Below are 14,218 nucleotides of genomic sequence, written 5' to 3' on the forward strand. Positions count from 1 at the left end.
CGTGCGTTCGTCTACAGGCACCGGGCCCATGGCAGCACCTGCGCTGTTGTCGGCGGCAACTTCTTCGGCGTTGTCGGCAGCGCGCTCGGCCTGCTCGGAGGCTTCCTGCGCGCGGTGCGCAGTAAACAGCGCCGAGATGGTGCTGATCATCTGCAGAATCTTGGGGATGCCGCCCAACTTGCTGGCAATGCTGCCCAGCGCGGCCTGCGGTTCGTTGCGGCCGACGACAAAGCCCAGCCCGAAACCGGCGACCAGAATCCGCACCGGTGACCAGCCACTGGTCCATGCCTGACGCAGCTCCGCCCAATGCTGGCGGGTTTCGTCACTGCGGCCCTCGACCAGCAGTTCGGCGCGTTCAACGCGATGACGCATGGCGCCGAATTTCATGGGCGGCCTCCGGTTGTGGACGATGGCGCTGCCGGCGAGGCCGGGCTGGTCTCATCGTCATTGCCGTCATCGAAGATGCCCAGGCGCACCAGTTGTCGGCGCGTGGCATTCATGCCGGTGTGGTCGAAGTAGAAGAACACCCGCCATGCGGCGAGGCCGGTGACCAGCAGGCTGGCCAGCGCGGTAAAGAACATCGCCTGGAACCAGGACAACCCTGCACGTTGCAGCAGCGCGATGATGGCACCGGCCAGCAGCAACCAGGACGAGGCGCCAAACACCACCGCCACACATGCCCAGGCCAGGCCGCGGCCAAAGGCGCTGCGTGCCAGTTGCAGGTCGGCCGACACCAGCCGGCGCAAGGCACGGCTGGTGTCTCTGGCCGATCCCAGCGTCGCCCGGCCGGCAGCACCGACCTGACGTACGCTTTCGTCCAATCCTGGCGTTTCCGGACGTGCGTCGTGCGCGTCCGGGCCGCCAGCAGTAGAGGCCTGATCGCTCACGACTTAGTTGTCGTTGCTACGGGCCAGCTTGGCGATGATCCAGCCAGCAGCAAATGCCACACCAAAGGCGGCCAGCGGACGCTCGCGGATCAGATCGGTGGCGCTGTCGAGCAGGTCGTTACCCTTGCTGACCAGCACGTCCATCTGTTCCTTGGCAGCGGCACCACCGAACTCGGCAGCGGCCATGCCCGCAAGCGCGGTGTCGGACAGTTCGGCCTTGACGTTGGCACGGCCCAGCTTGAGCTCATCGCCCGCGGCGCTGGTGGCACCCTTGACCGCTTCACCTGCTGCGCTGGCGGCGGACTTCAAATGGGTGCCGGCTTCGCTCAGGTTGTCCTTCAGCTGTTCGGTATTGGTGGGGCTCATGCGATATCTCCTACGGTCGTTGAGGGCAGCCGCGAAAGCGTGCGGTCGTGCGGTAGCAATAGCATCGGCAGGGTGTAGGGGGTGTTAGGGCAGGCGCTCGCCAGTGCACGCCGGATCAACGCATGAGCGCGTCGTACTGGGCGTTTCCGCGCAGGATGCGTAGCACCAACTGTTGCGGCTTGCGCTGGAAATTGGCCCGCCAGCTGGCCAGGTCGGCGAACTCGCCCACGCTGCTGGCCACGATCACATCGCCGCTCACCAACCCGTTGGCAGCCGCGCGCCCGCCGCGTTTGACCTCGCTCACCATGACCCCGGTGACACCGGACTGACGCAGCGATTCGGGCAGGTCCACGAAGGTGGCGCCGCCCAGGCGCGGGTCGAGCATGTCGCCGGTGACTGCGCGGTCCTGTTCCTTCAAGGTGGCCTTGAGCTTGAGCGGCTTGCCGTCGCGGCGGATGTCCAGCGTGACCGCACTGCCTACTGCCTGCAGGCCTTCGTAGTTGTGCAGCGCCTGCGCGCTGTCCACGCGTTGATCGTTGGCTGCCACGATCACATCACCGGGCTGCACGCCAGCCGCTGCCGCCGCCGAACCCGGCAGCACGCGCGTCACCAGCGCACCGCGCAGCGAATCCACGCCCAGGCCTTGCAGCATCTGCTGGGTGAGGTTCTGGGTTTCCAGGCCAAGCGTGCCGCGCACCACCACGCCCTTGGTCACCAATTGCTCGACCACGTTGCGCGCCAGGTTGGACGGGATCGCTAGGCCCAGGCCGATGTTGCCGGCCATGCTGCCTTGCGGATTGAAGCTGGCGGTATTGATGCCGACCAACTGGCCCTGCAGATTGACCAGCGCACCGCCGGAATTGCCGGGGTTGATCGACGCATCGGTCTGGATGAAGTTCTGGTAGCCCAGCCCACGGATGCCACTGCGGCCCACTGCCGACACGATGCCCGAAGTGACCGTTTGGGTGAAGCCGAACGGGTTACCGATCGCCACCACAAAGTCGCCGACGCGCAAGGCGTTGCTGTCAGCCAGTTTGATGTCGGTGAGGTTGTCGGCCTTGATGCGGATCAGCGCGATGTCGGTATCGGCATCGGAGCCAATGAAATCGGCCTTGACCGTGCGCCCGTCGCCGAGCGTCACCTGTACGTCGTCGGCGTTTTCGATGACGTGGTGGTTGGTCAGCACATAGCCTTTTTGCGCATCGATGATCACCCCCGAGCCCAGCGACTCGTTGATGCGGTCCTGCGGAATTTCCGGAAACAACCGGCGCAGGATCGGATCATTGAAGAACGGGTTGCGTACGCGCACCACCTGCTTGGTGTTGACGCTCACCACCGCCGGCATGGCCTGCTGCAGCATGGGCGCCAGTGAGGGCACCGGCTGCCCGGCGACCGCCGCCGGCAACGTGGCGGCGGTGGGCAGCGTGAACGCCGCACCGGCAGTGGGCGCGGCTTCGGCGCGGTTGTCCAGCCAGGCATTGATGCCGCTGGCAGCGAAACCGCCGAACGCGGCGGCCAGCGAGAGGGACAGCAGGGTGGGCAGCGGTCGCATGCAACGGATTCCGGGTTACGCGGTGGAAGAGGAATAGGGCGTCTGACTGCGTAAATCAAGCTGAACGAAGATGCCAGTGCGCGATTTAACCGCTGGTGAAAGTTGCGCGCAGGCCTTGTGGGCATTGCGTTGACAGCCGCTTGAGCCCGGCGTAGCGTCCGCTCGGACAGCCCCACATTCAGCAATACGGCGTGCCTGTGCGCACCGCCCCGGGTTTCCACACTGACGCCCCGAAGGAGGGCTTATGAGCAATGGCAATGGTGTGACGGCAACCCTGTCCGACGCCGTCGACAGCGTGAAAAGTACGGCCACCGAACTGGGGCAAAGCATCGCCAGCACCACCAGTGACGCGGTCGCCAGCGTGCAGGACGCCGCCGATGGCGCGGTGACGCAGGTCAAGCAGCGGGTCAGCAAGGCGCGCAAGGCCGTGGTCAAGGTCGAAAAACGCGTGGTCAAGAAAGCCGGCGCCGCCGCCAGCGCGGTGAAGCGCAGCGTGGCCAAGACCCGGCAGTCGATCGAGACCGGCACGGCGGCAGCCAAGCACAAGATCGAAACCACCGCGGCCACGGCCAAGCGCAAGATCGCTGGCACCACCGCCACGGCGAAGAAGAAAATCGCCACTACCAAGGCCGCGGCCAAGCAGAAGATCGCCAGCACCAAGGCCACTACCAAGTTGAAGCTGGAAACCGCCAAGGCCAATGCCAAGGCCGAAGCGGCGGCACTGAGCACCAAGACCGCTGCCAGCAAGGCCGCGCGCAAGGCGGCGGTTGCCACGGCCGGCACCCGCTCGGCCGCCAAGAAGGCGCAGGTGAAGTCGGTAGCGGTGAAGAAGGCGATCGCCAAGAAGATCGCCAAGAAGGCGCCCGCGGCCAAGCAGACCGCCACCCGCCAGGTGGCGGTGAAAAAGGCGCCACTGAAGAAAGCCGCCACCGCCAGCGCATCGCCGGCCAAGCGCGTGGTCGCCAAGAACAGCGTTGCGCGCAAGGCCGCGGTCAAGAAGGCCCTTCCGCGCGGCACGCGCTGAAAACCACAGGCCGGCGCTGCAGTAGCGCCGGCCTGTTTCATTGTCAGTGGCGGCGGTGACAGCGGCGCACCAATTGATCGGTGTGCAAGACGCTGCGCGCACATCGGCCGCGGAGCCTAGGTAAGCGCTACGTTTGGATGCGGCACGCCACTGCATTTGCGCAGGCCGCCGTCGACGTTAGCCGCCTCGCGCTGCGCAGCGCAGCGCAGTCACGGCATCACTCACTGCAGGCCTTGCACAAACTGGTCGGCGCCTTTGCGGATGCCGGCCTTGGCGGCGTCGTATGCGCCCAGGCTGGCCTTGATGTTCAAGGCGCTTGGATATTGCTTTTCGACGTAGGCGGCCAGCAGGCGATTGCTCTGCGCATCGAAGATTTCCACCGCGTAGCTGACCGAGCCTGAAAACGCACCTTCCTTGCCGCGTGCGGCCTGCACCGCGTTGTAGGAGCCGCCACCGATATCCACTTTCATGATGGTGCCGATCACCCGTTTGTTGGGCTTGGCACCGGTGAGGGTGATGCGGATGCGCACGGTGTCGGCCAGGGGCGTGGTGGCGCGTTGCCAGCGCTGGGTGATGGCGCCGCTGAATTCCTGTTGCATGTACTCGGCCAGCATGCGCTTGTCCTGCTCGGGTACGTCTTCGAACTGCGCATCCGGTCCGCGATAGATGCTGACCGGCTCCACGATCGCTGCGCGGTAGCGGCTCCAGTCGGCATCGCCTTGATACGCGTAGGGCATGCGGTCGCCGCGGCTCCCGTCATGCGGACGCAGATAGCTGGACGAGGGCAACTGGCTATACGGCAGTGGCCGGGTGCTGGCGCAGCTGCATAGCAGCAGGCCGACCGATGCCACTGCGCACCAGCGAACAACAGGAGAGCTCGACATACAGGGGTACCTGATTGGAAGGAGACAACGAATGGATCAACAGCACCAGCGCGGCTGGCACGCGGATTCAATGCAGCAGCAAGCGACAGGCAGCCATCACCAGCACACCAGTGGCCGCCAGGCACAGCAGCCCGCAGTGGCGGTGCTGCAGGCGACGCGCATCGCGCGCGCTGCGGATGTCCGGCAGCGCACTCCAGATGTCGCGATTGCAGATGCCGGTGCGGGGGCAGCGATACGGCGGTGCCGGGTGCAGACCGGTGGTGGCGGCCGGCGCACTATCGTTGGCGGCAACTGCGGGGACGTGCAGCACCAGCGGAGCGGGAGCGGGCGGGGTAGAACGGATGGAGTGGAACATGGGCGTGCATCCTGGATGCGAGCGGTTCCAGGCACTGTAGGCAGCACTGTTTGGGACGGTATTGGTGCGCGCGCCGAGGGCGCCGTGCGTGCTTGCGTGTTCAGCGCGCAGCGGGGCCGCTGGTGGTGCCGGCCGGGAACAGCACGCGGATGCACAGGCCACGTCCGTCGCCGCCTTCGCAGGTTTCAATGCGCGCCTCGTGCAGCCGCGCAATGCCGGCCACCAGCGACAACCCGATGCCACTGCCTTGCACCGCGTTGCCGGAAACACGGTAAAACCGCTCGAAAATCGCGGCGCGGGCCTCCTCCGGCACGCCGGGGCCATCGTCGCTGACCTGCACGAATGGGTGCAGCTGATCTGCGCGCAGGCAATACCCGCAACTCACTTCCACCGTGCCGTGCAGGCGCCCGTAGCGGATGGCGTTGTCGACCAGGTTGCGGATCAGGATGCCTACCGCGTCCACGTCGCAGCGCAGCACGCACGGTGCGGCTTCCACCTGCAGATTGATATGGCGTGCCTCGGCCTGCACGCTGAATTCGTCCAGCACATGCGTGATGAGTTCGGCCATTTCCACCTGGTGATACGCCGCCGAGCTCATGCCGGCATCCAGCCGGGCCAGATCCAGCAGTTGTTCGGCCAGGCGATTGCTGCGACGTGCGGTTTCCAGCAAGCGTTGCAGCGCGGCGTCCTTGCTTTCCAGCGTGGTGGCGCGCAGGGCGACCTCGGCGTAGGCATGCAGCGCGGAGAGCGGTGTGCGCAGTTCGTGTGCGGCGTCGGCAACGAAATCGCGTTCGGCTTGCACGGCCTTTTCCACGCGTGCCAGCAGCGTGTTGAACGATGTCACGAGTGGGCGGATTTCGTCGGGCACCTGCTGCAAAGGCAGCGGCTCCATGTCCAGGCCCTTGCGTTGCGCGATGGCGTGCGAGATGGCGCGCAGCGGGCGCAGCGAGGTGCGCACCGCCAGCCACATCAGCAGGCCCAGGATCGCCAGCTGGCTGGTATTGAGCACGATCGCGGTGAGCGTGCGTTCCAGTTCGGCGCGGGGTGATTCGGCATCGACGGCAGCTTGGTCGTGGGCGCGGGCATTGCGCCTGGCACGTAGATGCGCTGCATCGACAGTGGCGATCTGGCGTTCGATCGGGTCCGGCAGCGCCGCCAGCAGCTGCGCACCGAAATGGGTGAGTTCGTGTTCGAGCGCGCTGTCCTTGCCATGGAACATCAGCGCCACGATGATCCAGATCGAGGCTGCCCAGCTCAGCACCACGATTGCCCCCAGCGTCGCCAGCATGCGCGCCTGCAGGGATCTCATTCGGGCGCCTGGCCGATCATGTAGCCCTGGCCATAGATGGTGCTGATGACCTCATCGCCGAGCTTGCGCCGCAGCTGGTGCACGTACACCGCGATCATGTTGCTGCCGCCTTCCGACGGGCCGCCATACACGCCTTCTTCGAGCTGGTCCTTGGTGACCACGCGCCCGGCGCGTTCCATCAAGGCCAGCAGCAGGCGGTATTCGTGCGCGCTTAGCGCCACCCATTTGCCGTTGCGGGTGACCTTGCGGCTGCTCGGGTCCACCGACACTTCGCCCTGGGTGAGCAACGGCACCACGCGGCCCTGGCTGCGCCGGGCGATGGCGCGCACGCGTGCCATCAGTTCATCGAACTGGAACGGCTTGACCAGGTAGTCGTCTGCGCCGGCATCCAGGCCGCGGATGCGGTCGGTGAGCTGGCCGCGCGCGGTCAGCGCGATCACCGGGGTGGGGTCGTAATGGCCCCGCATGTAGCGGATCACCGTGAGCCCGGAATCGCCGGGCAGGCCGATGTCCAGCAACACCGCGGTGTAGTGGTGTTCCACCAGCGCGGTCCTGGCCGCAGCGGCGGTGCCGACATGGTCGATGGTCCAGGACTGCTGGCGGACGCCGTCGCAGATGGCGTCGGCAAGCATGGTGTCGTCTTCAACGAGGAGCAGGTGCATGGTGGGTCCGCCGGGCACTGGGGCCAGTCCGATCTCCGCAGCACTGTCGGTTGTGGTCGTTAGGCAAATATTAGTGCATCGCCACCGCGGGCAACCTGGGCAGCAGACCAGAGGCGGCCCGGCCAGTGGTATCGACGTGCGCAGTAACGGGCTCATCCGCGAGAGGGCGCGCCTGGGCTGCCTATACTCGCGGCGATCGCGGCCGTGTCCGAGCCTGGCTCGCACCGACGCGGCATCCCGCTGATTTCACGAGGAGTGGTTGCATGGACCTTCTCCCTGCTGCGTTGTTGCTGGGTGTGGTGGCCGGGCTGCGCGCGATGCTGGCGCCCGCCCTGCTCAGTTGGGCCGCGGCCCTGGGCCACGTGCACCTGGCCGGGACGCCGCTGGGCTGGCTGGGCTGGCGCTACACCCCCTGGGTCGTCTCGTTGCTGGCGCTGGGTGAGCTGATCACCGATCAATTGCCCAACACGCCCAGCCGCAAGGTGCCGGTGCAGTTCCTGACCCGGCTGCTGAGCGGTGCGCTGTGCGGTGGGGCAATTGGCCTGCAGGCCGGGCAGTGGATGCTCGGCGCAGCGGCCGGTGTGGTCGGTGCGGTGCTGGGCACCTATGGCGGCGCTGCCGCACGCGCCGCCGCGGCACAGCGGCTGGGGCGCGACCGTCCCGCCGGGCTGCTCGAAGACGGCATTGCGCTGCTGCTGGGCGGTGTGGCCCTGGTGCTGCTGCCATGACCGCCACGCGCTACGACGCCATCGTGGTGGGCGCGGGCCAGGCCGGCCCGTCGCTGGCGGTGCGCCTGGCCGAACGTGGCCAGCGGGTGGCGGTGATCGAGCGGCACCTGGTGGGCGGCACCTGCGTCAATACCGGCTGCATGCCGACCAAGACCCTGGTGGCAAGCGCGCGCGTGGCGCACCTGGCCCGGCGCGCGGGGGACTATGGCGTGCGCATTGCCGGCCCGGTGGAGGTCGACCTGCCGCAGGTGATGGCGCGTGCGCACGCGATCAGCGATGCGGCGCGCACCGGCGTGGAGCAGTGGCTGGCGCATACGCCGGGTGTGCAGTTGATCCGCGGCCATGCCCGGTTTGTCGCGCCGGATCGGCTGCGCGTCGGCGCGCAAGAACTCACCGCACCGCGCATCTTCCTCAACGTGGGCGGACGCGCACGCACCCCGGAGCTGCCCGGGCTTGATCAGATCAATACGTTGAACAACACCTCGATCCTGCAGCTGCGCACGTTGCCGCAGCATCTGGTGGTGATCGGCGGCAGCTACATCGGCCTGGAATTTGCGCAGATCTTTCGCCGCCTGGGGGCGCAGGTCACGGTGGTGGAGCAGCACGCGCACCTGATCGGGCGCGAGGATGCCGACATCTCCGGGGCCATCGCCCAGATGCTGCAAGACGAGGGCATCGCGGTGCGCACCGACGCGCGCTGCATCGCCTTCGCGGCGCATGCCGATGGTGCGGCCGTGCAACTGGAGTGCGCGCAGGGTGCGCCGCAGATCGTGGCCAGCCACGTGCTGCTGGCCCTCGGGCGGCAGCCCAACACCGACGACCTGGGGCTGGAGGCCGCCGGCATCGCCACCGATGCGCAAGGCTATGTGCAGGTCGACATGCAACTGGCCACCAACGTGCCCGGCGTGTGGGCGATGGGCGACTGCAACGGCCGCGGCGCGTTCACGCACACCGCCTACAACGATTACGAGATCCTGGCCGCCAATCTGCTCGACGGTGCCGAGCGCCGGCTCAGCCAGCGGGTGCCGGCCTATGCGCTGTTCACCGACCCGCCATTGGGCCGGGTGGGCATGAGCGAAACCCAGGCGCGTGCCAGCGGGCGGCCCTTGCTGGTGGCGCAGCGCCCGATGCAGCAGGTGGGGCGTGCGCGCGAGAACGGGGAAACCATCGGCATGATGAAACTGGTGGCCGATGCGCAGACCCGGCGCGTGCTGGGCGCCGCAATTCTGGGTCTGCACGGCGACGAAGCCATCCACGGCATCATCGACCTGATCAACGCCGACCAGCCGATCGACACCCTGGAATGGGCGGTGCCGATCCACCCAACAGTCTCCGAGCTCTGGCCGACCCTGGCGCGCGCGCTGGCCCCTGCGCAGTAACGCGACGACGCGCACTGCTGGGTGCCGCGTGTGGCCGCGTACGCGCGCTCAGCGCTGCAGGATGGCGCGCAAGGCCGCGTCCAGGCGCACGTACTGGAACTGAAAACCCGCATCGAGCGCGCGTTGCGGCAGCACACGCTGGCTGACCAGCAGCAGATCGGCCATTTCGCCAAAGCCCAGTCGCAACACGCCAGCCGGCAACGCCAGCAGCGCGGGGCGGTGCAGCGTGCTTGCCAGCGTGCGCGCGAATTCTGCGTTGGTCACCGGCGTCGGTGCCGTGGCGTTGTAGGCGCCGGCCTGGCCGTGCTCCAGCAGCCATTGCAGCAGGCCCACCATATCGGCGCGATGGATCCAGCTCATCCAGTGCCGCCCATTGCCGAACGGCCCGCCGCCACCCAGCCGGAACGCCGGCAGCATGCGCGCCAGCGCGCCGCCATCGCGGTCCAGGACAATGCCGGTGCGCACGCAGCTCACGCGCGGGCCCAGCGCGGCAATCGCCATGGCCGCGGCTTCCCAGTCGCGGCAGAGCGCTGCAGAAAAGTCATCGCCGGGGCCATCGGCCTCGGTCAGCACGGCATCGTCGCGTTCGCCGTAATAGCCCACCGCCGAGCCGGACACCAGCACGCGCGGGCGTTGTTCGGCCGGCTGCTGGGCGATCCAGGTGTGTAGCTGCTCGGTGGTGCCGATCCGCGATGCACGGAAGCGCTGCTTGCGCGCGTCGGTCCAGCGCCCGGCCGCCAGCGGTTCGCCGGCCAGGTTGATCACTGCATCGGCGCGCAAGCTGTTGCTGAGCGTGGCGACCGTGGTCACGCCGGGGAGTGTGTGCGCCGCACGTGGCGGGTCGCGGGTCAGCACGCTGACCTGATGGCCGGCCTCCAGCAGCGCCGGACACAGTGCCTGGCCGATAAAACCGGTGCCGCCAGTGATGAGCAGATGCATTGCCAGGCTCCAGTGCGCCGTATCGATGCCGCACCATAGGCGATGGCGGGCGCGAGTGGAGTGAAGCCGTGCGGGGGCGTGTTTGTCACTGCGGCTGCGTGATGCACTAGAAGCGCGGCACGCCTGAAACGCAAACGCGCCGGACAAGCCGGCGCGTCGTGATGCAGGTACCGCCTGGCGCGTCAGCGCGAAGAAGACACCGAATGCGCCCGCTCGAAATGCGCCGAAACCACGCGGCGGGTCTCTTCCAGGTGCGCCTTGACCGGGTCGGTCTCCGCGGCCGGGATCAGCTCCGCATCCAGGATCTTGATGGTGTCGGCGTGGTCGGTGACCATCGTGCGCATGAAGGCGTTGCGGTACGCGTCCTTGCCGTCCGGCAGGGTGAGCGTCTTTTCCAGTGCGTCCACCGCGGCCTTGCCCTTGGCACGCATCGCATCGGCGCGCGGCGAATCGGTTGCGCCCAGGGCCTTGGTCTTTTCCAGATTGGCCTCGTGGTCGTGCAGCATCTGCTTGGCGAATTCGTCGTTGGCGCCGCCCAGATCCTGTGCGATGGCCTGCTTGGCCAATGCGATTTCGTTCTCGTCGATCGCCGCAAGCACGCCCAGCGCGCCGCCGTCGCCCTTGGCCAACTCGGTTGCGCCAGTGCCGCTCACCGGAGCAGCGGTGGGTTCGGGCGAGACCGCCGGCGCGGTCCGCGAGGCGTCGCCACCGGGGCGATCACAGGCACTGAGGGAGAGCACGGCCAACAAGGAAGCAGCAATAAGCGTGAGTTTCATGAAAGTCCTGGGAACGGGGGAATGGCGGCGGCCGTCGATGGGCCTATAAGAGCGGCTGCACAGTAGTTTTGATAGCTGCTCTAAATGCAAAGGAGCCGCTGAGCGGCTCCGGTGTCGCATGGATCAGGCCCACTGCGGCTGGGCGACGGGTTGCATGCCCAGAGGTGGTACAGGTGCACGTGCTGCAGCCTGCCCGGTCCGGCACATCCGCGCCATGTGCGCGGTGCGCTCACGGATCAGCGCGTGTTCGCTCGCCGGTGCGCTGCCCAACAAACTGGCCACATGGAAGCCAAGGATCTCCTCCGCGCGGTCGCCCTGGTCGCTGATGATGTGCGGCACCAGCCGCTCCAGTCGTTCCAGCTCCTGCTGCACTTGATACGGGGTTTTCATGACGATCTCCATTGGATTACAGGTCTTGCTCAACGATTGCGATCAACTTGTGCGATTGCCCAGACGCTGCCAGCAGTCAGTGGCCAACTGTTCGTAGTTCGACTGCGTGCTTGACGAAATGAAGTGATGTTCCAGACGGTCGCGAAACAGCCTCAAACGTTCCTGGTCGCTGGAACGCGGTGCCTGCAGATAGATGTCGCAGGCCATCTTCACAACCGGCGACAATTCGCTGAACTTGCCGGCGCCGAGATTGCCTTGGGCATGCCGCGCCTGCCAATGCGCGATTTCGGCTTGTACATCGATGACGGAGGGATCTCTGCTCATGACTTGCATGTTCCGGGTTAAACAAACTTGACGCGCAGAGTAACTGCAGGTATGTCAACAAATGATCATCGAACGCGACAATTCAGCGCGGCGTTTGCCAGGGTTTGCTTAATTGGTCAGCTTTTTGCGCCGCGCCTGCACAGCGTGCCAACGCAACTCACCTGCGAACACCTTGCGTGCACATGTGCCGCACCATCCACCAGGCACTGCGGCGTTTCAGTGCCGATTGCAGCCACGTTACGGCGCATCGATGAACTGCGCACTGCGCGGTGGAGCAACAGCGTCGCGTCGCCTGCATTGATTGCGCGAAATAGCGCGCGCACTGCGCCATTTCACGGAAGATTCTGAACCGCTCCACACCTGTGTAACGTCTGATCGTTAAGGTGGACGCTTGGAGCGATGGAGAGAGCACTCAGGATGCAGGACAGCAATAACCGCAGTTCAAAGCCGCATCACGCAAGCGGCACCCCCGAAGCACGCGTCTGGTGGCACGCACTGTTGGAGCTACGTGGCGGCCGCATGTTGGTCAGCCTGGTCGTTGTCCTGCTGATCGTGTTCGGGTTCTACCTGTTGCTGAAGTAGCTGACACGGCGCGGTAGACAGCGGGCATGGCATGCGATGCGTGCATCAACCTGCCATGAGGGGAACGCCATGCAACACACGCACTACCGGCAGGTGCTGGGGCACACGCTGCGCGACGTACCTGACGATGGTCACGAGCGTGCCACCCATGCCTGGGTGTGCGCAGAAGTGGCGCGCCTGCTGGGCGTGCGCACCATGCACGCCGACAGCAATGAGCGCGTTCAACACGATGGCGGCGCGGCAGCGCACACGCTGCATATCCCCGACGAAACCCTGACCATTGCACAAGCACGCACGCTGGGCATTCAGGACACGCGTGACGTGTTGGGCGGCGTGGTGCCTTACGCCTTTCTGGCCACCAAGGTCATCGGCCATCCGTTGATCACAGAGGCGGCGCAGCGTGCGGACGGTTGGAATCAAGCCCTGGCCACGGCCTTGATGCCCGCCACGTTGCCGGGGTACACGGTGTTCTCGCGTGCAGATGCCACGCAGGCAGCAGCGGCGTTGCGTGCAGGCGGTGGCGTGCGATTGAAACTTCCTACCGGTGTGGGTGGCAACGGCCAGTGGCGGATCGACGATGCCGCGCAGCTGGATGCCGCACTGGACGCCTTGCCGCCTGCGTATCTCGCCACCCATGGTGCGGTGCTGGAGCGCAATGTTGTGCAGCCGCACACCCATAGCGTGGGCGAGCTGTGCATCGGCGGCATCCAAATCGCCTACTACGGCACCCAGTGCAGCGTGCGCGATGGTAATGGTGCAGAGGTGTATGGCGGTTCCAGCTTGCGCGTCTACCGCGGCTCGCTCGAAGCGCTTGCCGCCAGCGCGTTGCCCCCGCTTGAAAAACAGGTGGTCGCGCAGGCCTGCATGTACGATCGATTCATCACTGCCGCGTATCCTGCGTTGCAGATCTCGCGTCGCAATTACGATGTCGTGAGTGGGCAGGACGCGCAGGCCGGCCCGGTCTGTGGTGTGCTGGAGCAATCCTGGCGCGTCGGTGGTGCCACGCCGGCAGAGCTCGCTGCCATTGCCAGTTTTCAGCAGGACCCGGCGCTGCAGTGGGTGACCGCCTCCACGCATGAACTGTATGAGGGCGATGCGCCGGACGACGCACAGATCTACTACCGCGCGCAGCGGCCCGGGCCCGGGCCGCGCGTCAAATACCGGAGGGTGTCTACGGACTGATGGAAGCCAAACTATCCAGTATCGAAATCCCCGTTGGCCAGGATGAACTCAGCGGCACCTTGCTCACGCCGACCGGCATGCCGGGTGTGTTGTTCGTGCACGGGTGGGGTGGCAGCCAGCATCACAGCCTGGTGCGCGCGCGCGAAGCCGTGGGCCTGGGCTGCATCTGCATGACTTTCGATTTGCGTGGCCACGAAGGCTATGCCTCGATGCGCCAGAGCGTGACGCGTGCGCAAAACCTGGACGATATCAAGGCCGCCTACGATCAGCTGGCAAGCCTGCCGTATGTGGATGCGCATTCGATTGCGGTGGTGGGCCTGAGCTATGGGGGCTATCTCTCGGCATTGCTGACGCGCGAGCGCCCGGTGGAATGGCTGGCGCTGCGCTCGCCTGCGCTCTACAAGGATGCGCATTGGGATCAGCCGAAAGTGAGCCTGAATGCCGACCCGGACTTGATGGATTATCGCCGGCGTGCGCTTGCGCCCGGTGACAATCTGGCGCTTGCCGCGTGCGCGCAATACAAGGGCGACGTGTTGCTGGTGGAGGCCGAGAACGATGTGATCGTGCCGCATCCGGTGATGCGCAACTATGCAACTGCCTTCACCAATGCGCGCTCCCTGACCTCGCGTGTCATTGCCGGTGCCGATCATGCGTTGAGCGTGAAAGAGCATCAGCAGGAATACACCCGTGCATTGATCGATTGGCTGACCGAGATGGTGGTGGGGCGTCGCATCGCATTGGCCAAGGAAGTGGTGGCCGCACGCAAGCAGTTACTCAAGGAACAGCAGGGCGACGCGGTGTCGTTGCCGGGGCAGGGCTCGCGCGAATTTCGTGGCGATATTCGTGCGGTGGAAAAGACGTCGGGATAAGAGCAGCTAT

17 protein-coding genes and 1 pseudogene are annotated in these 14,218 nt (G+C 66.1%); 6 read left to right on the plus strand and 12 right to left on the minus strand.

What is annotated here, in order from left to right; genetic code table 11:
- Window positions 1-48: 48 nt before the first annotated feature.
- The 4 genes and pseudogenes from QRM89_RS00780 to QRM89_RS00795 all read right to left on the minus strand — a co-directional run.
- A pseudogene (locus QRM89_RS00780) lies at window positions 49-387 on the minus strand (hypothetical protein); the annotation flags it as partial.
- Window positions 384-887, minus strand: a complete 504-nt coding sequence (locus tag QRM89_RS00785) for a phage holin family protein (protein ID WP_042595630.1) — start codon at window positions 885-887, stop codon at window positions 384-386. The gene QRM89_RS00785 and the pseudogene QRM89_RS00780, both read right to left, overlap by 4 nt.
- Before the next feature lie 3 nt (window positions 888-890).
- Window positions 891-1,253 (minus strand): hypothetical protein, encoded by a 363-nt coding sequence (locus QRM89_RS00790; protein WP_011038974.1) that lies wholly within the window; start codon window positions 1,251-1,253, stop codon window positions 891-893.
- 115 nt (window positions 1,254-1,368) lie between these two features.
- Window positions 1,369-2,805 carry a Do family serine endopeptidase gene (locus QRM89_RS00795; RefSeq protein WP_014506251.1) on the minus strand — a complete coding sequence of 479 codons (1,437 nt, stop codon included), beginning with the start codon at window positions 2,803-2,805 and terminating at the stop codon, window positions 1,369-1,371.
- A gap of 244 nt (window positions 2,806-3,049) precedes the next feature.
- Here QRM89_RS00795 and QRM89_RS00800 point away from each other — a divergent pair, with 244 nt between their 5' ends.
- Window positions 3,050-3,829, plus strand: coding sequence for a hypothetical protein (locus QRM89_RS00800; RefSeq protein WP_040941995.1), 780 nt, complete (start codon window positions 3,050-3,052; stop codon window positions 3,827-3,829).
- Window positions 3,830-4,050: 221 nt separating this feature from the next.
- Here QRM89_RS00800 and QRM89_RS00805 read toward each other — a convergent pair whose 3' ends face one another.
- From QRM89_RS00805 to QRM89_RS00820, 4 genes are all read right to left on the minus strand, one after another.
- Complete coding sequence (locus QRM89_RS00805) at window positions 4,051-4,713, minus strand: DUF3313 domain-containing protein (protein ID WP_115007527.1); 663 nt, start codon at window positions 4,711-4,713, stop codon at window positions 4,051-4,053.
- 67 nt (window positions 4,714-4,780) lie between these two features.
- On the minus strand, window positions 4,781-5,068 hold the full coding sequence (locus tag QRM89_RS00810; RefSeq protein ID WP_115557357.1) for a hypothetical protein: 288 nt from the start codon (window positions 5,066-5,068) through the stop codon (window positions 4,781-4,783).
- 100 nt (window positions 5,069-5,168) lie between these two features.
- The gene (locus tag QRM89_RS00815; RefSeq protein ID WP_285447065.1) at window positions 5,169-6,377 is read right to left on the minus strand and encodes an ATP-binding protein; all 1,209 of its coding nucleotides are present in this window, start codon (window positions 6,375-6,377) and stop codon (window positions 5,169-5,171) included.
- Window positions 6,374-7,039 (minus strand): response regulator transcription factor, encoded by a 666-nt coding sequence (locus QRM89_RS00820; RefSeq protein ID WP_050911917.1) that lies wholly within the window; start codon window positions 7,037-7,039, stop codon window positions 6,374-6,376. Before QRM89_RS00820 ends, QRM89_RS00815 begins: the two co-directional genes overlap by 4 nt.
- Window positions 7,040-7,302: 263 nt before the next feature.
- Between QRM89_RS00820 and QRM89_RS00825 the strand changes: the two genes are divergently transcribed.
- On the plus strand, window positions 7,303-7,767 hold the full coding sequence (locus QRM89_RS00825; RefSeq protein WP_285447066.1) for a DUF4126 family protein: 465 nt from the start codon (window positions 7,303-7,305) through the stop codon (window positions 7,765-7,767).
- Complete coding sequence (locus tag QRM89_RS00830) at window positions 7,764-9,146, plus strand: FAD-containing oxidoreductase (RefSeq protein ID WP_285447067.1); 1,383 nt, start codon at window positions 7,764-7,766, stop codon at window positions 9,144-9,146. The genes QRM89_RS00825 and QRM89_RS00830 overlap by 4 nt, the downstream gene beginning before the upstream one ends.
- A 48-nt stretch (window positions 9,147-9,194) precedes the next feature.
- Here the strand turns inward: QRM89_RS00830 and QRM89_RS00835 are convergent, their stop codons facing one another.
- From QRM89_RS00835 to QRM89_RS00850, 4 genes are all read right to left on the minus strand, one after another.
- Complete coding sequence (locus QRM89_RS00835; protein ID WP_285447068.1) at window positions 9,195-10,085, minus strand: TIGR01777 family oxidoreductase; 891 nt, start codon at window positions 10,083-10,085, stop codon at window positions 9,195-9,197.
- Between the two features lie 182 nt (window positions 10,086-10,267).
- Window positions 10,268-10,861, minus strand: a complete 594-nt coding sequence (locus tag QRM89_RS00840; RefSeq protein ID WP_042595621.1) for a DUF4142 domain-containing protein — start codon at window positions 10,859-10,861, stop codon at window positions 10,268-10,270.
- A 123-nt stretch (window positions 10,862-10,984) separates the two neighbouring features.
- A complete protein-coding gene (locus QRM89_RS00845) occupies window positions 10,985-11,251 on the minus strand; it encodes a hypothetical protein (protein ID WP_285447069.1) in 267 nt (88 codons plus the stop codon).
- Between the two features lie 42 nt (window positions 11,252-11,293).
- On the minus strand, window positions 11,294-11,575 hold the full coding sequence (locus tag QRM89_RS00850) for a hypothetical protein (protein WP_014506262.1): 282 nt from the start codon (window positions 11,573-11,575) through the stop codon (window positions 11,294-11,296).
- Between the two features lie 417 nt (window positions 11,576-11,992).
- Between QRM89_RS00850 and QRM89_RS00855 the strand changes: the two genes are divergently transcribed.
- From QRM89_RS00855 to QRM89_RS00865, 3 genes are all read left to right on the plus strand, one after another.
- Complete coding sequence (locus tag QRM89_RS00855; RefSeq protein ID WP_014506264.1) at window positions 11,993-12,157, plus strand: hypothetical protein; 165 nt, start codon at window positions 11,993-11,995, stop codon at window positions 12,155-12,157.
- Window positions 12,158-12,226: 69 nt separating this feature from the next.
- Window positions 12,227-13,339, plus strand: coding sequence for a DUF3182 family protein (locus tag QRM89_RS00860; RefSeq protein WP_285447070.1), 1,113 nt, complete (start codon window positions 12,227-12,229; stop codon window positions 13,337-13,339).
- Window positions 13,339-14,208, plus strand: coding sequence for an alpha/beta fold hydrolase (locus QRM89_RS00865; RefSeq protein WP_116903408.1), 870 nt, complete (start codon window positions 13,339-13,341; stop codon window positions 14,206-14,208). The genes QRM89_RS00860 and QRM89_RS00865 overlap by 1 nt, the downstream gene beginning before the upstream one ends.
- Window positions 14,209-14,218 lie beyond the last annotated feature (10 nt).

Origin of the sequence: Xanthomonas sp. LMC-A-07, assembly GCF_030208825.1 — a bacterium.
Taxonomy (GTDB): domain Bacteria; phylum Pseudomonadota; class Gammaproteobacteria; order Xanthomonadales; family Xanthomonadaceae; genus Xanthomonas; species Xanthomonas campestris.